This window comes from Streptomyces sp. NPDC107500 (assembly GCF_055582785.1).
Window position 1 is genome coordinate 87406 of record NZ_JBVJPF010000010.1, and the last position, 21750, is coordinate 109155.

At 73.6% G+C, this 21750-nt stretch carries 2 protein-coding genes; both read right to left on the minus strand.

Annotation, left to right across the window (positions count from 1 at the left end; all coding sequences use genetic code 11):
• Positions 1-40 precede the first annotated feature (40 nt).
• Positions 41-10882, minus strand: a complete 10842-nt coding sequence (locus ACZ67M_RS34335) for a type I polyketide synthase (protein WP_469854103.1) — start codon at positions 10880-10882, stop codon at positions 41-43.
• Between the two features lie 19 nt (positions 10883-10901).
• A complete protein-coding gene (locus tag ACZ67M_RS34340) occupies positions 10902-21716 on the minus strand; it encodes a type I polyketide synthase (protein ID WP_469853952.1) in 10815 nt (3604 codons plus the stop codon).
• Positions 21717-21750 lie beyond the last annotated feature (34 nt).

Sequence of the window (21750 nt, forward strand, 5' to 3'; positions counted from 1 at the left end):
GTCTCGCATGTCTTGTGTGTCCCGTGCGTCGCGGTTCGCGTCAGTCGAGCTGGTCGACGAGCGCGAACAGCTCCTCGTCGCTGGCGGTGTCGAGGTCCTCGTCGGACGCGTCCGCGCCGCCCGCGCCGTCGCCGGGGCCGCCGGCCGTCTCGGCCGTCCGCAGCAGCTCCAGCAGGCGCACGGTGATCCGCTCTCGGGCGGCTTCGTCGCCTCCCGCGGACTCGATGGCCGCCTCCAGACCGGCGAGGCCGGCGAGGACCGCGTCGGCGGGGGACGCCTCGTCGACGGCGAGTTCGGTCCGCAGGTAGCGGGCGAGCGCCAGCGGGGTCGGGTGGTCGAAGACCAGCGTGGCGGGCAGCTTGAGGCCGGTCGCCTCACGCAGCCGGTTGCGCAGCTCCACCGATGTGAGCGAGTCGAACCCGGCTTCGTTGAACGCCATTTCCACGCGGACGTTCTCCGGTCCGCTGTGCCCGAGCACGACCGCGGCCTGCGCGCAGACCACCCCGAGCAGCAGAGACTCCTGCTTCGCGGCGGACAGTCCCACCAGCCGGTCGGCCAGCCGCCCGCGGTCGCCGCCGGCGGAGGCCGCCGCCCGCGCCGACTGCCGGCCCGTGCGGACCAGCCCGCGGAGCAGGTGCGGCACTCCGCCGCCCCCCGCCGCGTCGGCACGTACGGCCCGCAGGTCGATGCCGGCCGGTACGAGCAGTGCCTGCTCCGACCGGAGCGCGGCGTCGAACAGCTCCATGCCCTCGGCGGAGCGGAGCGCCATGACTCCGCCGCGCCCTTCGCGCCGGCTCATCCGGGTCCTGGTGAGGTCGTCGATGTTGCCGGCCATGCCGGTGACCTGCTCCCAGGGTCCCCAGGCGAGGGAGAGCCCGGGCAGGCCCGCCGCGCGGCGGTGGGACATCAGCCCGTCCAGGAAGGCGTTGGCCGCCGCGTATCCGCCGCTGCCGGCGCCCATGAAGACGGAGGAGGCGGAGGAGTAGGCGACGAAGGCGTCCAGGGCCAGCGGCCGGGTCAGCTCGTCCAGGTGCCGTACGGCGTCCACCTTGGGCGCGAACACCTTGGCCAGCCGTTCCGAGGTGAGTGCTCCGATGACCCCGGGATCGAAGACACCGGCCGTGTGCACCACACCCCGCAGGGGGTGCTCCTCGGGTACCTGCGCGAGCAGGGCCTCGACCTGTGCCCGGTCGGACATGTCGCAGGCCACGACGGAGACCGCCGCCCCGTGCTCGGCGAGTTCGGCCACCAGTTCCCCGGCGCCCTCGGCGTCCGGGCCCCGGCGGCTCGCCAGGACCAGGTGCCGCACGCCGTGCCGGGTGACCAGGTGCCGGGCCGCCAGCGCGCCCAGCGATCCGCCGCCCGAGACCAGGACGGTCCCCTGCGGCCGGAACACCACGGACCCGTCCGCGTCCGGAACGCCGGCGCGGGCGAGGCGCGGCACGGACAGGGCGGTACCGCGCACGGCGACCTGCGGTTCACCGCCGGCCGTGACCGCCGCGAGGACCGAGTCCAGCACCGGCTCCAGGCCGCCTTCGGCGTCGGGGTCGGTGTCGAGCAGGACGACGCGGTCCGGGTTCTCGGACTGGGCGGCACGCACCAGGCCCCACACGGCCGCTCCGGCCGGGTCGGTCACCGCGCCCGCCTCACCGGCGGCCACCGCGCCCCGGGTCGCCACCACGAGGCGCGACTCCTCGGCGCCGGACGCGCTCAGCCACGCCTGCACCACCTCCAGGACGCGGGAGGTCAGCGTCAGTACGGCATCGTCACCGTCGCCACCGACGGCTTCCAGGACCGCGAGCGCCGGGGTCCCGCCACCGGTGGTCAGGGCGGCGATGTCGTCGGCGGTCGCCACCGGCAGCCACGGCGGCGCGGGCTGCGTCTCCTGGGCCGGGGGCAGTTCGGTCCACCGCACCTCGAAGAGCGACTCGCGGCTCTCCTCCGTCGCCGTGGCGCCCAGCTGCTCGATGGCCACCGCCCGCATGACCAGCGAGTCCATCGTCAGCACCGGGCCACCCGCGTCGTCGGCGGCCTGCACGGACAGCGCGTCCGGCCCGTTCGGGGCGACCCGCACCCGCAGTGCCGAGGCACCCGCGGCGTGCAGCACGAGTCCGTTCCACGCGAACGGCATCACCGGTTGCCCGGCCTCCTCCTGCTCCGTGTCCGCCGCGACGGCGAAGGTCCCGGCCTGGAGGGCGGCGTCGAGCAGCGCGGGGTGGATGCCGAAGTCGCCCGACCTGTCACGCTCGTCGTCGGGCAGCGCCACCTCGGCGAAGAGTTCCTCGCCGCGCCGCCACACGGCACGCACCCCCTGGAAGACCGGGCCGTACGCGTAGCCGCGCTCCAGCAGGCCTTCGTACAGTTCACCGGTGTCCACCGCCACCTGCCGGGCGTCGGCCGGCGGCCACACCGCGAAGTCGAACCCGGGGGCACCGTCGCCCGGCTGGGGCCCGGCGGCCAGCATGCCGGTGGCGTGCCGTGTCCACGTGTCGCCTTCCCCGAGCGCGTCCTCGCTCTGGGAGAACACCTCGACGGTGCGGGACCCGTTCTCGTTCGGACCTCCCACGGCGACCTGCACGCGCACTCCGCCGTGCTTCGGCACCACCAACGGCGCCTCGGTCACCAGCTCTTCGAGCACCCCGCAGCCGGCCTCGTCACCGGCCCGGACCGCCAGTTCGACCAGTCCCGTGCCGGGCAGGAGCACCAGGCCGCCGACCACGTGATCGCCGAGCCAGGGGTGGGTCTTGAGCGACAGGCGGGAGGTGAACACCAGCCCGTCGGTCTGCGGCAACCGCACCACCGCACCGAGCAGCGGATGGTCAGCAGCCGCCTGCCCCAACGACGCCGCATCGGTCACCGGCTGCGACGTGTCGAGCCAGTAGTACTCGTGGTCGAAGGCGTACGTGGGCAGCTGGACGCGGGCCGACGTGGCCCCCTCGGGCAGGATGCCGGACCAGTCGACCGGCACGCCGCGCACGAAGAGTTCGGCCATCGAGGCCAGCAGACGGCGCAGGCCGCCGTCCTCGCGGCGCAGGGAACCGGTGACCGTGGTGCCGGTGCCCGTCGTGTCGGTGTCGTCGAGGATCTCGGTGATCGGCTGGACCAGCACCGGGTGCGCGCTGACCTCGACGAAGACACCGTGGCCCTGACGGACCAGCTCACCCACCGCGGGGCCGAAGCCGACCTGACCGCGGAGGTTGCGGTACCAGTAACCGCCGTCCAAGACACCCTCGGCCTCGACCCACTCCCCCGTCACGGTCGAGAAGAACGGAACCATCGGGGCCTTGGCCGTAACGCCGGCGAGCGTCTCTGCCAGCGTCTCGCGGATGTCCTCGACATGCCGGGTGTGGGAGGCGTAGTCCACCGCCACCCGCCGTACCCGGATCCCGTCGGCAGCCAGCACCTCCAGGGCCTCGTCCAGCGCCTCGGCGTCACCCGCGATCACCACGGAAGACGGCCCGTTGACGGCAGCCACCTCAACCCGGTCCGGCCAGCGCTTCAACCGCCCGGCCGCCTCGCTCTCACTCAGCGCGACCGAGGCCATGCCACCACGCCCGGCGAGCTGCCCGGCAATGGCCTGACTGCGCAGCGCCACGACCCGCGCCGCATCTTCCAACGACAGAGCACCCGACACACACGCCGCCGCGATCTCACCCTGCGAATGACCGAGCACCGCGTCCGGCAGCACACCCACCGACGACCAGACCGCCGCCAGCCCCACCATCACGGCGAAACTCGCCGGCTGAAGAACGTCGACCCGCTCCATCAGACCCGGGTCGGCATCACCACGCAGTACGTCGACAAGCGACCAGTCGATGAACGGCTCCAGGGCCGCCGCGCACTCGGTGATCCGCTCGGCGAACACCGGTGAGGCGTCGAGGAGTTCCCGGCCCATGCCCGCCCACTGCGAGCCCTGACCCGGGAACACCCACACCACCCGGCCCGGCGCTCCCGAGCTGCCGGACACCACACCAGGGGCACTCTCACCCGCGGCAAGCGCCCGCAGACCGGCCACTGCCTCCTCACCCGAGTCGGCCACGACCACCGCGCGCTCACCCAAGAGAGCCCGCCGCGTCACCAGTGACCCGGCCACGGACTCCAGCGGCACACCATCGGAACCGACCACGGCCGCAAGCCGCTCCGCCTGCTCCGACAGCGACCCCGCACTCCGCGCCGACAGAACCAGCGGCACCACACCACCGGAAGAGGGAGCCGAGGCCGCGCCCTCCTCCTCGGCAGGCGCCTCCTCCAGAATCAGGTGCGCGTTCGTACCGCTCACCCCGAAGGACGAGACACCCGCCCGACGCGGACGCTCCCCACGCGGCCACTCCCGCGCCTCCGTCAGCAACTCCACCGCACCCGCCGACCAGTCCACCTGGTCCGACGGCCGCTGGGCGTGCAGGGTGGGCGGCATGACGCCGTGCCGCAGCGACTGCACCATCTTGATGACGCTGGCGACACCGGCGGCCGCCTGTGCGTGGCCGATGTTCGACTTCAGCGAACCGAGCCACAGCGGGCGGTCGGCGTCGCGGTCCTTGCCGTAGGTCGCCAGCAGCGCCTGTGCCTCGATCGGGTCGCCGAGCGCCGTACCGGTGCCGTGCCCCTCCACCACGTCCACGTCGGCGGTGGAAAGCCCCGCGCCGGCCAGGGCCCGCCGGATCACCCGCTGCTGCGAGGGACCGTTCGGCGCCGTAAGACCGTTGGACGCGCCGTCCTGGTTCACCGCGCTGGCCCGCAGGACCGCGAGGACCTCGTGCCCGCGCTCGCGGGCCACCGACAGGCGCTCCAGGAGGACGACCCCGACGCCTTCCGACAGGCCCATGCCGTCGGCACCCTCGGCGAACGCCTTGCAGCGTCCGTCGTCGGCCAGGCCGCGCTGGCGGGAGAAGGCCATGAAGGTGGCGGGTGTCGCCATCACCATGGCGCCGCCGGCCAGCGCCATCGAGCACTCGCCCTGGCGCAGCGCCTGCGCGGCCAGGTGCATCGCCACCAGCGACGACGAGCACGCCGTGTCCACCGACACCGCGGGGCCCTCGAAGCCGAAGACGTACGACACCCGGCCCGACGCCACACTCGACGCGAGGCCGGTTCCGGCGAAGCCCTCCACCTCGGGTGCGAGCACACCGGTTCCGTAGCCCTGGCCGGAGACGCCGGAGAAGACGCCGACGTCCGTGCCCTTCAGCGAGGTCGGGTCGATGCCCGCTCCTTCCAGCGCCTCCCAGGAGGTTTCCAGGAGCAGCCGCTGCTGCGGGTCCATGGCCAGCGCCTCACGCGGCGAGATGCCGAAGAAGCCCGCGTCGAACAGGCCCGCCCCGGTCAGGAAGCCACCCTGGCTGGTGTAGCTCGTACCGGCGTGGTCCGGGTCCGGGTCGAACAGGCCCTCCAGGTCCCAGCCCCGGTCCTCGGGGAAATCGGAGATGGCGTCGACGCCGTCCGCCACCAGCCTCCAGAGCTGCTCCGGCGAGGACACCCCGCCGGGCAGCCGGCAGGCCATGCCGACGATGGCGACGGGATCGTTCGTGTCGGCCGCGACGACCGCGTGGATCTCCGGTTCCGGGGCCGCGACCTCGCCGAACTCCTCACTCAGGTAGCGGGCGAGGGCCTGCGGGGACGGGTAGTCGAAGACGAGGGTCGGGGGCAGCTTGAGACCGGTCGCCTCGCGCAGCCGGTTGCGCAGCTCGACCGATGTGAGCGAGTCGAATCCGGCGTCCTTGAACGCCGTGTCCGCCCGGACGCCGCCGGGCTCGGTGTGGCCGAGCACGACCGCGGCCTGGGCCCGTACGAGGTCGAGCAGCAGCGCTTCCTGCTCGGCGGCGGCGAGGCCGGCCAGCCGGTCGGACAGCCGGCCGCTCTCGGTGGCGGTGGCCGCCGCACGTGCCTGCTGCCGGCCCGCCCGTACGAGTCCGCGCAGCAGGTGCGGAACGGCCGCGCCCGCCGACGCGTCGGCACGTACGGTGCGAAGGTCCAGCTTGACCGGTACGAGAAGCGACCGCTCCGACACGAGGGCCGCGTCGAAGAGTTCCATGCCCTCGGCCGCCGATATCTCCAGTACACCGCTGCGGCTGGCGCGCGCCTGGTCCACGGCGCTGAGGTGGCCGGCCATGCCGAGGGACTGCTCCCACAGGCCCCAGGCCAGCGAGATACCGGGCAGGCCCGCTGCCCTGCGGCCACTCATGAGGCCGTCGAGGAAGGCGTTGGCCGCGGAGTAGTTGCCCTGCCCGGCACCGCCGGACAGGCCCGCAACGGACGAGAAGACGACGAACGCGTCGAGCGCCAGGCCGCGGGTCAGCTCGTCGAGGTGGCGTACGGCGTCCACCTTGGGCGCGAAGACACCCGCGAGGCGCTCCGGGGTGAGTGCCCCGATCAGTCCGTCGTCGAAGACACCGGCCGTGTGGACGACCCCGCGCAGCGGATACTCCGGCGGCAGACCGGCGAGCAGCGCCTCGACCTGACCGCGGTCGGACACATCACAGGCCACGACCTCCACGGCCGCCCCCTGCCCCGCCAGCTCCGCCACCAGCTCCGCCGCACCCTCGGCCTCCGGACCACGACGACTGGCCAGCACCAGACGCCGCACCCCGTGCCGCGCGACCAGATGCCGGGCCACCACACCACCCAGCGAACCCGCACCCGAAACCAGAACCGTCCCCTCGTCCGCGAACACCGCGGCCGCGTCCACGACGCGGTCCGCGGCGCGGGCGAGGCGCGGAACGGCCAGGACCGTGCCACGCGCCGCGACCTGCGGTTCACCGCAGGCCGTCACCGGGCCCAGCAGGGAGTCCAGGACCGAGTCCACACCGCCTTCGGCGTCGGGGTCGGTGTCGAGCAGGACGACCCGGTCGGGCGCCTCGGACTGCGCGGCACGCACCAGACCCCATACGGCCGCTCCGGCCGGATCGGTCACCACGCCCGCCTCACCGGCGGCCACCGCGCCCCGGGTCGCCACGACGAGCTGCGACTCGTCCAGGCCTTCCGCGGTCAGCCACGCCTGTAGCACCGCGAGGACGCGGGAGGTCAGCGTCAGTACCGCATCGTCTCCGCCGTCACCGACGGCCTCCAGGACGGCGACCGCCGGTACTCCGGCACTCGCGGACAGGGCCGCCACGTCGTCGGAAGTGGTCACCGGCACCCAGGACGGGGGGAACTCCGAGCCCGGGGGCACGGGGACCTCGCTCCATTCCAGGCGGAACAGCGCGTTGGCCACGGTCGTGTCGGCGGGTGTCTCCAGCTGTCCTGCCGACACCGCCCGGGACACCAGCGAGTCCAGTGTCACCACCGGTCCACCGGCTTCGTCGGCGGCCCGCACGGACAGCGCGTCCGGCCCGTTCGGCGCGATCCGCACGCGCAGCGCCGAGGCGCCCGCGGCGTGCAGCACCAGGCCGTTCCACGCGAAGGCCAGCACCGGCTCCCCGGGCTCCTCGGCGTCTCCCGCCGACCCGATGGTGCCGGCCTGGAGGGCGGCGTCCAGCAGCGCGGGATGGATGCCGAACCGGCCGGCCTCCGCGCGGTGTTCCTCGGGCAGGGCGACCTCGGCGAAGACCTCGTCGCCGCGGCGCCACACGGCCCGCACTCCCTGGAACGCGGGGCCGTAGCCGTAGCCGCGCTCGCTCAGGTCGCCGTAGAAGTCACCGATCTCGACGGGCTCGGCGCCGGCCGGCGGCCAGGCGGTGAGGTCGGCCTCCGTCTCCCCCGCCGACGTCGGCGCGACGGAGAGCGTGCCGGTGGCATGCCGTGTCCAAGCGTCCTCGTCGCCGGGACCGTCCTCGCGCTGCGAGTAGATCTCCACCGCGCGGGACCCGTTCGCATCCGGGGCGCCGACGGCCACCTGAACCCGCACCCCGCCCTGGTCCGGCACCACCAACGGCGCCTCGATCACCAGCTCTTCCAGCGCTCCGCACCCGGCCTCGTCACCGGCCCGCACGGCCAGCTCCACCAGCCCCGTGCCGGGGAGGATGACGACACCGCCCACGGCGTGATCGGCGAGCCAGGGCTGGGCCTTGAGCGACAGGCGGGAGGTGAACACCAGCCCGTCGGTCTGCGGCAACCGCACCACCGCGCCGAGCAGCGGATGGTCCGCCGCCGCCTGCCCGAGCGACGCCGCGTCCGTCGCCGACTCGACCTCGTGAAGCCAGTAGTGCTGGTGGTCGAAGGCGTACGTCGGGAGGTCGGGCCGCGCCGAGGCGGCGCCGGCCGGCAGGATGCCGGTCCAGTCGACCGGGACGCCGCGCACGAAGAGTTCGGCCACCGACGTGAGCAGACGACGCAGGCCGCCGTCCTCGCGACGCAGCGAGCCGGTGACCGTCGTGTCGGTGTCGTCGAGGATCTCGGTGATCGGCTGGACGAGTACCGGATGGGCGCTGACCTCGACGAAAACGCCGTGGCCCTGACGGACCAGCTCACCCACCGCCGGGCCGAAGCCGACCTGGCCTCGGAGGTTGCGGTACCAGTAACCGCCGTCCAGGACACCTTCGTTCTCGATCCACTCCCCGGTGACGGTCGAGTAGAACGGGATCGACGGAGCCTGGGCTGTGACTCCGGCGAGAGTGTCGGCCAGCGTCTCGCGGATGTCCTCCACGTGCCGGGTGTGGGAGGCGTAGTCCACCGCGACCCTGCGCACCCTGACGCCATCGGCGGCCAGTGCCTCCAGTGCTTCGTCCAGCGCTTCGGCGTCACCGGCGATCACCACAGACGAGGGCCCGTTGACGGCAGCCACCTCCACGCGGCCCGCCCAACGCTCCAGCCGCCCGACCGCCTCGCTCTCGCTCAGCGCGACGGAAGCCATGCCACCACGCCCGGCGAGCTGCCCGGCGATCGCCTGACTGCGCAGCGCCACCACCCGCGCCGCATCCTCCAACGACAAAGCACCACTGACCGCAGCCGCAGCGATCTCACCCTGAGAGTGACCGAGCACCGCGTCAGGCTCGACGCCCACCGACCGCCACACCGCGGCCAGCCCCACCATCACGGCGAAACTGGCCGGCTGGAGAACGTCGACCCGCTCCATCAGACCCGGGTCGGCATCCCCACGCAGCACATCAACGAGCGACCAGTCGATGAACGGCTCCAGGGCCGCCGCACACGCGGCGATCCTCTCCGCGAACACCGGCGAGGCATCCATCAACTCCCGGCCCATGCCCGCCCACTGCGAGCCCTGACCCGGGAACACCCACACCACCTTGCCCGGTGTCCCAGAACTGCCGGACACCACACCAGGGGCACTCTCACGCGCAGCAAGCGCCCGCAGACCGGCCAGCGCCTCCGCGTCGGACCCGGCCACGACCACGGCACGCTCGCTCAGCACCGCACGCCCACCGGCCAACGCACCGGCGACGTCCGCCAAGCCGACCTCGTCGTTCTGCTCGACGAAGGACGCGAGCCGCCCCGCCTGCCCCGCCAGTGACACCGCACTCCGCGCCGACACCACCAGCGGCACCACACCACCGGAGGACGGAGCCGGGACCGTGTCCTCCTTTTCGGCAGGCGCCTCCTCAAGGATCAGGTGGGCGTTCGTGCCACTGACACCGAACGCCGAGACGCCGGCCCGACGCGGGCGGTCCCCACGCGGCCACTCCCGTGCCTCGGTCAGCAGCTGCACCGCACCCGCCGACCAGTCCACCCGCGTCGTCGGCGCGTCCACGTGCAACGTCGCCGGCAGCACACCGTGCCGCAGCGCCTGGACCATCTTGATCACACCGGCGACACCCGCGGCCGCCTGCGTGTGACCCACGTTCGACTTCAACGAACCCAGCCACAGCGGCCGTTCGGCGTCACGGTTCTTGCCGTAGGTCGCCAGCAGGGCCTGCGCCTCGATCGGGTCACCGAGGACCGTGCCCGTGCCGTGGCCCTCCACCACGTCGACGTCCGCCGGACCGATCCCGGCGTTCGCCAGTGCTCCGCGGATCACCCGCTGCTGGGCGGGGCCGTTGGGCGCGGTCAGGCCGTTGGACGCGCCGTCCTGGTTGACGGCGCTGCCCCGCAGCACGGCCAGCACCTTGTGCCCGCGCTCACGGGCCACCGACAGACGTTCCAGGACGACGACACCGACGCCCTCGGCCCAGCCGGTGCCGTCCGCGCCGTCGGCGTACGCCTTGCAGCGCCCGTCGTCGGCCAGGCCCCGCTGGCGGGAGAACTCCACGAACGCCCCGGGGTTGGCCATGACGGTGGCGCCGCCGGCGAGGGCCATGGAGCACTCGCCCTGGCGCAGGGCCTGCGCGGCCAGGTGCATCGCCACCAGCGAGGACGAGCACGCCGAGTCGATGGTGACCGCCGGGCCCTCGAAGCCGAAGACGTAGGACACCCGGCCCGACGCCACGCTCGTGGAACCGCCCGTGCCCGCGAAGCCCTCCAGCTCCGGTGTGACCACGCTGGCGCCGGGAGCGACGTAGCCCTGGCCGAACACCCCGGAGAAGACCCCGACGTCGGCGCCCTTCAGCGAGAGCGGGTCGATCCCGGCGCTCTCGAACGCCTCCCAGGACGCCTCCAGCAGCAGCCGCTGCTGCGGGTCCATGGCGAGGGCCTCACGCGGCGAGATCCCGAAGAAGCCCGCGTCGAACAGGCCCGCTTCGTGGAGGAAGCCGCCCTGGTTCGTGTAAGAGGTTCCCGCACGGTCCGGGTCCGGGTCGAACAGCCCCTCCAGGTCCCAGCCCCGGTCCTCGGGAAAACCCGTCACGGCGTCGCGGCCGTCGCGCACGAGTCGCCACAGGTCGTCGGGGCCCGCCACACCGCCGGGCAGCCGGCACGCCATGCCCACCACGGCCACCGGCTCACGGGAGGCGTCGACGAGCAGGCGGTTCCGCTTCTTCAGCGAGCCGACCTCTTCGACCGACTTCCGTAGCGCCTCGACGACCTTCTCATACGACGCACTCACTTGATTTTCCCCAATCCTTCAACGAATTCGCAGGTCAGTTGTCGCCGAGTGCCAGTTGCACGAGGTCGTCGACGTCCAGCTCGGCGACCGCCCTCTCCTCGTCGGCGTCGTCGAGCACGCCGACCGCCGCTGCGCCGTCGTCGAGGGCGGCCAGCTTGACCAGGGCATCCATCAGTCCGGCGGCCCGGAACCGGTCCAGCGGGAGCGACGCGAGTGCGCGCCGCAGCCGGTCTTCGTCCACGTCCTGGGCGGCCGTGCCGCCGTCCGGGAACAGTTCGGTGTGCAGGTGACGGGCGAGGGCCTGCGGGTTCGGGTAGTCGAAGACCAAGGTGGCGGGAAGCTGAAGTCCCGTCGCCGCCCGCAGCCGGTTGCGCAGTTCCACGGATGTGAGCGAGTCGAACCCGGTCTCCCTGAACGCGGTGTCCGCCCGCACCCCGTCCGGCCCGTCGTGTCCGAGCACCGACGCGGCCTGGGCGCGTACCAGGTCGATCAGCGCCTTCTCCCGGTCGGCGGCCGAGAGTCCGGCCAGGCGGCGCAGCAGCTCGCCGTCCTGGGTGGAGGCGGTGCGGGCCGTCTGGCGGCCGGGGCGGACGAGGCCGCGCAGCATGTGCGGGATCTCCCCGCCGGCCGCGGCGTCGGCGCGAACTCCCCGCAGGTCCAGCTTGGCGGGCACCAGCAGCGACTGCGTGGCCCTCAGCGCCGAGTGGAACAGTTCCATGCCCTCGGTCAGCGGCATCGCCTGGAGGCCGCCGCGCCGGTTCATCCGGGAGCGGGTGAGGTCGTCAGTGTTGGCCGCCATGCCGTCGGTCTGCTCCCACAGGCCCCAGGCCAGCGAGAGCCCCGGCAGTCCCGCCGTGCGACGGTTGGCCATCAGGCCGTCCAGGTAGGCGTTGGCCGCCGCGTAACTGCCGCTGCCCGCACCCATGAAGACCGCCGAGACGGACGAGTAGACGACGAAGACGTCCAGAGCCAGCGACCGGGTCAGCTCGTCCAGGTGGCGTACGGCGTCCACCTTCGGCGCGAACACCCGCGCCAGCCGCTCCGGCGTCACCGTCCCGATCACACCGGCGTCCAGGACACCGGCCGTGTGGACGACTCCGCGCAGCGGGTGCTCCTCGGACACCTTGGCGAGCAGGGCCTCGGCCTGGCCGCGGTCGGACACGTCACAGGCCACGATCTCCACGGCCGCACCGAGCTGGGTCAGTTCGGCGGCCAGTTCCTCGGCGCCCTCGGCGTCCGGACCACGGCGGCTGGCCAGGATCAGGTGCCGTACGCCGTACCGCGTGACCAGGTGCCGGGCCGCGAGCGCGCCGAGGGAGCCGGTGCCTCCGGTGACCAGTACGGTCCCGTGAGCGCCGATCTCCGACGGGGTGTCCGGGAGCAGGTCGCCGGTGGCGCGGGCGAGGCGGGGCACGAACAGCGCGGTGCCGCGTACGGCGATCTGCGGTTCGTCCACCCGGGCCAGGGCCCCCACGACGGCAGTCGCCGCGTCGGCGGACGCGGGGTCGGCGTCGACGAGGACGATGCGGTCGGGGTTCTCGGCCTGCGCGGCGCGCACCAGCCCCCACACGGCCGATCCGGCCGGATCGGTCACCACGCCGTCCCCGGCGGGCACCGCGCCCCGGGTCGCCACCACGAGGCGCGACTCCTCCAGGCCGTCCGTGATCAGCCAGGTCTGCACCACGCCGAGGACCCGGGAGGCCAGCGCGAGCGCGGCGTCGTCACCGTCACCGCCGACGGCTTCCAGGACCGCGACCGGCGGCACGGCCTCCGTCCCGGCCAGGGCGGTCACGTCCTCGGCGGTGCCGACCGTCACCCACGTGGGCTCGGGCGCGCCGCCCTGCGCCTCGGGCGTCTCCGTCCAGTCCAGTACGTACAGCGACTGGGCGGCCGACGTGTCGGCGGACCGCGCCAACTGCTCGGCGGTCAGGGCGCGCATGGTCAGCGACCGCGCCGACAGCACCGGGCCACCGGTCTCGTCGGCCGCATCCAGCGCCACGGTGTCGGGGCCGGCGGACAGCAGCCGCACCCGCAGCGCCGAGGCGCCCACGGCGTTCAGGACCACACCGTTCCAGTCGAGCGGCTGGCGCACACCCTCGCTCTCCGCCGCCGCGGCACCGACCGACGGGACGCCGAGGACGGCTTCGAGCAGCGCGGGGTGGATCCCGAACCGGCCGGCCTCCTCGCGGTGCTCCTCGGGCAGGGCGACCTCGGCGAAGACCTCGTCGCCGCGCCGCCACACGGCCCGCACTGCCTGGAAGGCCGGGCCGTACTCGTAGCCCCGTTCCGCCAGTTCCGCCTGGAGGCCGGCCGGCTCGACCACGGCCGCGCCGGGCGGTGGCCAGGCGGTGAAGTCGAAGCCCTGCTGCGGGGCGGTTGATGCGGTGGTCAGGGTGGCGGTGGCGTGCCGCGTCCACGTGGCCCCGTCGCCCGGGGCGTCCTCACGCTGGGAGTAGATCTCCACGGTGCGCGACCCGGTGTCGTCCGGGCCGCCCACGGCGACCTGCACGCGCACCCCGCCGTGCTCGGGCACCACCAACGGCGCCTCGATCACCAGCTCTTCGAGCACCCCGCACCCGGCCTCGTCACCGGCCCGCACCGCCAGCTCCACCAGCCCCGTGCCGGGCACCAGCACGACACCGCCGACCCGGTGATCACCGAGCCAGGGCTGCGTCTTCAACGACAGACGGGAGGTGAACACCAGCCCGTCGGTCTGCGGCAACCGCACCACCGCGCCGAGCAGCGGGTGGCCCGCCGCCGCCTGTCCGAGCGACGCCGCGTCCGTCACCGACCCCGCCGTCTCCAGCCAGTAGTGCTGGTGGTCGAAGGCGTACGTGGGCAGTTCCACGCGGGCCGAGGTGGCTCCCTCGGGAAGCACACCGGACCAGTCGACGGGGACGCCGCGCACGAAGAGTTCGGCCATCGACGTGAGCAGACGACGCAGGCCGCCATCCTCACGACGCAGGGAACCGCTCACCACCGCATCGGCCGCCGACGTGTCGGTACCGTCGAGGATCTCGGTGATCGGCTGCACCAGCACCGGGTGGGCGCTGACCTCGACGAAGACGCCGTGGCCCTGACGGACCAGCTCCCCCACCGCGGGGCCGAAGCCGACCTGGCCGCGGAGGTTGCGGTACCAGTAACCGCCGTCCAGGACACCCTCGGCCTCGACCCACTCCCCCGTCACGGTCGAGTAGAACGGGACCATCGGGGCCTTGGCCGTGACTCCGGCGAGGGTCTCGGCGAGGGTGTCGCGGATGTCCTCGACGTGCCGGGTGTGGGAGGCGTAGTCCACCGCGACCCGCCGCACCCTGACACCGTCGGCGGCCAGTGCCTCCAGTGCTTCGTCCAGTGCTTCGGCGTCACCGGCGATCACCACGGACGAGGGCCCGTTGACGGCGGCCACCTCCACGCGGTCCGCCCAGCGCTCCAGCCGCCCGGCCGCCTCGCCCTCGCTCAGCGCGACCGAGGCCATGCCACCACGCCCGGCGAGCTGCCCGGCGATGGCCTGGCTGCGCAGCGCCACCACCCGAGCCGCATCCTCCAACGACAGGGCACCCGACACACACGCCGCCGCGATCTCACCCTGCGAGTGACCAAGCACCGCGTCCGGCAGTACACCCACCGACGACCAGACGGCCGCCAGACCCACCATCACCGCGAAGCTCGCCGGCTGGAGGACGTCGACCCGCTCCATCAGAGCCGGGTCGGCGTCACCGCGCAGCACATCGACGAGTGACCAGTCGATGAACGGTTCCAGGGCTGCCGCACATTCGGCGATCCGCTCGGCGAACACGGGCGAGGCGTCCATCAACTCCCGGCCCATGCCCGCCCACTGCGAGCCCTGACCCGGGAACACCCACACCACCCGGCCCGGCGCCCCGGAACCGGCCCTCCCAGCCACCGCGCCAGACGCGCTCTCACTCCGCGCAAGCGCCCGCAGACCGGCCACAGCCTCCGCGTCGGATCCGGCCACGACCACCGCGCGCTCACCCAAGAGAGCCCGCCGCGTCACCAGTGAACCGGCCACGGACTCCAACAGCACACCCTCGGAACCGACCACGGCAGCAAGCCGCTCCGCCTGCCCCGACAGCGACCCCGCACTCCGCGCCGACAGAACCAGCGGCACCACACCACCGGACGACGGAGCCCGGACCGGGCCCTCGTCCTCGGCAGGCGCCTCCTCAAGGATCAGGTGCGCGTTCGTCCCGCTGATGCCGAACGACGACACACCCGCCCGACGGGGCCGGCCGTCCCGCGGCCACTCCCGTGCCTCGGTCAGCAGCTCGATCGCACCGTCCGACCAGTCCACCCGGCTGCTGGGCTGTCCGGCGTGCAGGGTGGGCGGCATGACGCCGTGCCGCAGCGCCTGCACCATCTTGATCACACCGGCGACACCCGCGGCCGCCTGCGTGTGACCCACGTTCGACTTCAACGAACCAAGCCACAGCGGCCGTTCGGCGTCGCGGTTCTTGCCGTAGGTCGCCAGCAGGGCCTGCGCCTCGATCGGGTCACCGAGTACGGTGCCCGTGCCGTGGCCCTCCACCACGTCGACGTCGGTGGCGGAGAGCCCGGCGCCGGCGAGCGCCTTGCGGATCACCCGCTGCTGCGAGGGACCGTTGGGTGCGGTGAGCCCGTTGGACGCGCCGTCCTGGTTGACCGCGCTGCCGCGGATCACCGCGAGGACCTTGTGGCCGCGCTCCCGTGCCACCGACAGGCGTTCCAGGACGACCAGGCCGACGCCCTCGGACAGGACGGTGCCGTCGGCGTCGTCGGCGTAGGCCTTGCAGCGGCCGTCGGCGGCCAGGCCGCGCTGGCGTGACATGCCGAGGACGCCGATCGGCGAGCCCATCACGGCGACGCCGCCGGCGAGCGCCATGGAGCACTCGCCCTGGCGCAGGGCCTGCGCGGCCAGGTGCATCGCCACCAGGGACGACGAGCACGCCGTGTCGACGGTGACCGCCGGGCCCTCGAAGCCGAAGACGTACGACACCCGGCCCGAGGCCACGCTTCCCGCGGTGGCGGTCGTGACGAAGCCTTCGAGTTCGGCGGGCATGTTGCTCAGGGACTCGAGATAGTCGTGGATGGAGACCCCGGAGAAGACTCCGATGTTCTCTCCGCGCGCCGTGCTCGGGTCGATGCCCACCCGCTCCAGGGCCTCCCAGGAGGCTTCGAGGAGCAGTCGCTGCTGCGGGTCCATCGCGAGCGCCTCACGCGGTGAGATCCCGAAGAAGCCCGCGTCGAAGAGTCCCGCGCCCTCCAGGAAGCCGCCCTTGGTGGAGTAGGAGGTGCCGGCGTGGTCGGGGTCGGCGTCGAAGAGGCTGCCCAGGTCCCAGCCCCGGTCGTCGGGGAAGGCGGACATGCCCTCGCGGCCTTCGGAGACCAGGTGCCACAGGTCGTCGGGGCCCTTCACCCCGCCCGGCAGGCGGCAGGCCATGCCGACGATGGCGATCGGCTCGCCGGGGTCGGCGGCCGGGACCGGCGCGGTGACGGCGGGGCCGCCGGCCACCGCGGCGTCCGTCTCGCCGAGTTCCTCGCGCAGGTGGCGGGCCAGGGCGACCGGGGTCGGGTAGTCGAAGATCAGGGTGGCGGGGAGTTTCACGCCGGTGGCGGCGCTGAGCCGGTTGCGCAGTTCCACGGCGGTCAGGGAGTCGAAGCCGATCTCGCTGAATCCGCGGGTGCCCTGGGTCAGGTCCTGGCTGGTGAAGCCCAGTACGGCACCCGCCTCGGCCTGGACGACGGAGAGCAGGACGCTCTCCTGCTCCTCCTGGGCCAGACCGGCGAGGCGCTGGACCAGCGCGCTGCTGTCGCCGGCGGCGGCTCGGGCGGTGCGTCGGCCGGCGCGGACCAGACCGCGCAGCAGGTGGGGTACTCCCCCGCCGTCCGCGGCCTGGCCGCGCAGCGTCCGCAGGTCGAGCTTGATCGGTACGAGGAGTGCCTGGCCCATGTGCAGGCCGACGTCGAGGATGTGCAGCCCCTCGGCCGGTGTCAGGGCGAGGACGCCGCCGCGGCTCATGCGGGCCTGGTCGACGGCGCCGAGGTGGGCGGTCAGTCCGGTGTTCTGCTCCCACAGGCCCCAGGCCAGGGACAGGCCGGGCAGTCCCGCCTCGCGGCGCCTGGCCATCAGGCCGTCGAGGAAGGCGTTGGCGGCGGCGTAGTTGCCCTGGCCCGCCGAGCCCATCAGGGCCGCGGCCGAGGAGAAGACGACGAACGCGTCGAGGTTCAGGTCCCGCGTCAGTTCGTCGAGGTGGCGTACGGCGTCGACCTTGGGGGCGAAGACGGCGGCGAGGCGTTCCGGGTTGAGCGCACCGATCACTCCGTCGTCCAGGACACCGGCGAGGTGCACCACACCGTTGAGGGGGTGTTCGTCCGGCACGGACGCCAGGAGGGCCTCGACGTCGTCGCGGCGGGAGACGTCGGCGGCCACCACGGAGACGGCGGCGCCCTGTTCGGTCAGTTCGGCGACGAGCTGCGGTACGCCCTCGGTGTCCGGGCCGCGCCGGCCGGCCAGCACCAGGTGCCGTACGCCGTACCGGGTGACGAGGTGGCGGGCCACCAGGGCGCCCAGGGAGCCGGTGCCGCCGGTGACAAGGACCGTGCCCTGCGGGCCGAAGACCTCGGGCTCGTCGGGGACCTGGCCGGTGACCCGGGCGAGCCGGGGCACGGAGAGGGCGGTGCCGCGCACGGCGAGTTGCGGTTCGTCGCCGGACGCGGCGGCGAGGAATGCGGCCGCCGGTCCGCCGGCGGTGAGGAAGGCGGCCGGTCCGTCGGTGGCGGCCGGGTCGGTGTCGACGAGGGTGATCCGGTCGGGGTGCTCGGCCTGTGCGGCCCGGACCAGTCCCCACACGGCCGATCCGGCGGGGTCGGTCACGACGCCGTCTCCGGCGGGCACCGCTCCCCGGGTGGCCACCACGAGCCGGGAGTCGGCCGGCCCGTCGGCGGCCAGCCATGCCTGCACCACGCCGAGGACGTGCGAGGTCAGGGCCAGTACGGCACCCTCGCCGTCGTCCTCGGCGACGGCTTCCAGAACGGCGATCGCCGGGGCGTCGGTGCGCCGGGCCAGGTCCGCCACATCGTCGGCCGTGCCGACCCGCGTCCACGCGGGGACGGTCGTGGAGTCCTGCGCGGCGGGCAGTTCGGTCCACTCCACTCCGAACAGCGCGTCGCGGGTGTCGTGGGCCGCCGCGGCGTCGAGCTGGTCGGTGGAGACGGGCAGGGACACCAGCGAGTCCATGGTCAGCACCAGGCCGCCGGTCTCGTCGGCGGCCTTGAAGGACAGCGCGTCCGGGCCGCACGGCGCGACCCGCACCCTCAGGGCCGAGGCGCCCGTGGCGTGCAGCACCAGGCCGTTCCAGGCGAACGGCAGCACCTTGCGTCCGTCGTCGGGGGCGGCGAGGGCGTTCGTGTGCAGCGCGGCGTCGAGGAGCGCCGGGTGGATGCCGAACCTGCCCGCGTCCTCGCGCTGTTCCTCGGGCAGGGACGCCTCGGCGAAGACCTCGTCACCGCGCCGCCAGACGGCGCGCAGCCCCTGGAAGGCCGGCCCGTAGGCGTAGCCGCGTTCGGTGAGGTCGCCGTAGAAGTTCTCGACGTCGACCGGCTCGGCGCCGGGCGGCGGCCAGGCGGCGAAGTCGAAGTCGTCGTCCCGGGTGGTGGGAGCGGCGGAGAGGAGTCCGGTGGCGTGCCGTGTCCACCCGTCCGTGCCGCCGTCGCCGCCGTCCTCGCGCAGCGAGTACACGTCCACGGTGCGCAGGCCGCCCGCGTTCGGGCCGCTCACCGCGACCTGGACGCGTACTCCGCCGCGCTCGGGCAGCACCAGGGGCGCCTCGATCACGAGTTCTTCCAGGACGCCGTGGCCGAACTCGTCGCCTGCGCGCACCGCGAGGTCGACGTAGACCGTGCCGGGGACGATGACGACGCCGCCGATCGCGTGGCCGGCGAGCCAGGGGTGGGTCTGGAGCGACAGGCGCGAGGTGAAGACCAGGCCGTCGGACTGGGGCAGTTCCACGACCGCGCCGAGCAGCGGGTGGTCGGCTCCGGCGAGCCCGAGCGACGCCTGGTCCGTTGCCGAGCCGCCCATCCGCAGCCAGTAGTGCTGCTGGTCGAAGGCGTACGTCGGCAGGTCCACGCGGGCCGAGATGGCGCCGGCGGGCAGTACCGGCGTCCAGTCGACGGGCACGCCGCGCACGAACAGTTCGGCCATGGAGGCGTGGAGCCTGCGCAGTCCGCCCTCCCGCCGCCGCAGCGAACCGGTCACGACGACGTCCGCGCCGGTGGCGGTCTCGGTGTCGTAGACGGTCTCGGTGATCGGCTGGACGAGTACGGGGTGGGCGCTGACCTCGACGAAGACGCCGTGACCCTGTTCCAACAGGGCGGCGACCGCGGGGCCGAAGCCGACCTGGCCGCGGAGGTTGCGGTACCAGTAGCCGCCGTCCAGGACACCTTCGTTCTCGATCCACTCCCCCGTCACGGTCGAGTAGAACGGGATCGACGGCGCCTGCGCGCCGATGCCGGCCAGTGCGTCGGCGAGGGTGTCGCGGATGCGCTCGACGTGCCGGGTGTGCGAGGCGTAGTCGACGGCGATCCGCCGCACCCGCACGCCCTGGTCTTCCAGGGTGTCCAGCGCCTCGTCCAGCGCTTCGGCGTCACCCGCGATCACCACGGAGGACGGCCCGTTGACGGCAGCCACCTCGACCCGGTCCGCCCAGCGCTCCAGCCGCCCGGCCGCCTCGTCCTCGCTCAGCGCGACCGAGGCCATGCCGCCCCGCCCGGCGAGCTGCCCGGCGATGGCCTGGCTGCGCAGTGCCACCACCCGCGCCGCGTCCTCCAACGACAGCGCACCCGACACACACGCGGCCGCGATCTCACCCTGCGAGTGACCGACCACCGCGTCCGGCTCGACACCCACGGACGACCAGACGGCGGCCAGACCCACCATCACCGCGAAGCTCGCCGGCTGGAGGACGTCGACCCTCTCCATCAGAGCCGGGTCGGCGTCACCGCGCAGCACATCGACGAGCGACCAGTCCACCCAGCGCTCCAGGGCCGCCGCGCATTCGGCGATCCGCTCGGCGAACACGGGCGAGGCGTCCATCAACTCCCGGCCCATTCCCGCCCACTGCGAGCCCTGCCCCGGGAAGACCCACACCACCTTGCCCGGTGTCCCCGTACCGGTGAGGACCCCGGCCGCGCTCTCGCCCCGGGCGAGGGAACGCAGTCCGGCGAGCGCCTCGTCGTCCGAGCCGGCCACGACCACCGCGCGCTCGCCCAGCACCGCACGCCCGGTCGCCAGCGCCCCGGCCACATCGGTGAGCGAGGCGCCGCCGGCACCGTTCTCCAGGAACGACGCCAGCCGTTCCGCCTGCGCGGCCAGGGAGGCGGGGGTGCCGGCCGAGACCACGAGGGGTACGGAGTCGGGGGACGCGTCGACCCGCGCGTCCTCGTGGCCGGTCTCCGTCTCCTCCCCCGGTGCTTCCTCCAGGATGAGATGGGCGTTGGTCCCGCTGGCTCCGAACGAGGAGACTCCGGCGCGTCGCGGACGGCCCTCGTCCGGCCACTGGCGCGCTTCGGTCAGCAGCTTCACGGCGCCCGTCGACCAGTCCACCTGAGGCGTCGGCGCGTCCAGGTGCAGCGTCGCCGGCATCTCTCGGTGCCGCAGCGCCTGGACCGTCTTGATGACGCCGGCCACGCCGGAGGCCGCCTGCGTGTGCCCGATGACGGACTTGACCGAGCCGAGCCACAGCGGCTTCTCCGGGTCGCGGCCCTGTCCGTACGTGGCGAGCAGTGCCTGCGCCTCGATGGGGTCGCCGAGTACGGTGCCCGTGCCGTGGCCCTCCACCGTGTCCACGTCGGCCGGGGCGAGCCCGGCGCCGGCCAGGGCCTTGCGGATGACCCGCTGCTGCGCGGGACCGTTGGGCGCGGTCAGGCCGTTGGACGCGCCGTCCTGGTTGACGGCGCTGCCCCGCAACACGGCGAGGACTTGGTGGCCGCGTTCCCTGGCGACGGACAGCCGCTCCAGGAGCAGGACGCCCACTCCCTCGGCCCAGCCCGAGCCGTCGGCACCGGCCGCGTAGGACTTGCAGCGGCCGTCGAAGGCGAGGGCCCGCTGCCGGGCGAAGCCGACGAAGCCGCCGGGCGTGGCCATCACGGTGGAGCCGCCGACGAGGGCCATCGAGCACTCCCCGCGGCGCAGTGCCTGGGCGGCGAGGTGGGTCGCCACCAGCGAGGAGGAGCACATGGTGTCGACGGTGACGGCGGGCCCTTCGAGCCCGAGCGTGTAGGCGACGCGGCCGGACGCGACGCCGCCCGCGGTGCCGAGGGCGCGTTCCAGACTGAGGAAGTCCTCGTGGCCGCTCAGGTCGGGGGCGTAGTCCTGGTGCACCATGCCGGCGTAGACGCCGATGTCGCTGCCCCGCACCGAGTGGGGGTCGATGCCGGCCCGCTCCAGGGCCTCCCAGGAGACTTCGAGCAGTTGCCGCTGCTGCGGGTCCATCGCGAGCGCCTCGCGGGGCGATATGCCGAAGAACGCGGCGTCGAACCGGCCCGCCTCGTGGAGGAAGGCTCCCTCACGCACGTAGGTCGTTCCGGGGTTGTCCGGATCGGGGTGGTAGAGCCCTTCCAGGTCCCAGCCCCGGTCGTCGGGGAAGGGTGTGTAGACGTCGGCGCCCTCGGACACCACCCGCCACAGGTCCTCGGGGCTGCGGATACCACCGGCGTACCGGCAGGCCATCGAGACGATCGCGATGGGCTCCGTGGCCGCGGCCGCGAGGTCGCTGTTCTCCTGCTGGAGCCGGGCGTTCTCCTTCAGTGTGGCTCGCAGTGCCTCGACAACCTGCTCGTCCGGCGCGGACATAACCATCCTCCACGGTTCCTTGACCATCGATGGG

Excerpts from the sequence above, each read along its gene's own strand:
- ACZ67M_RS34340 (WP_469853952.1), bottom strand. The coding sequence starts at position 21,716 with ATGTCCGCGCCGGACGAGCAGGTTGTCGAGGCACTGCGAGCCACACTG.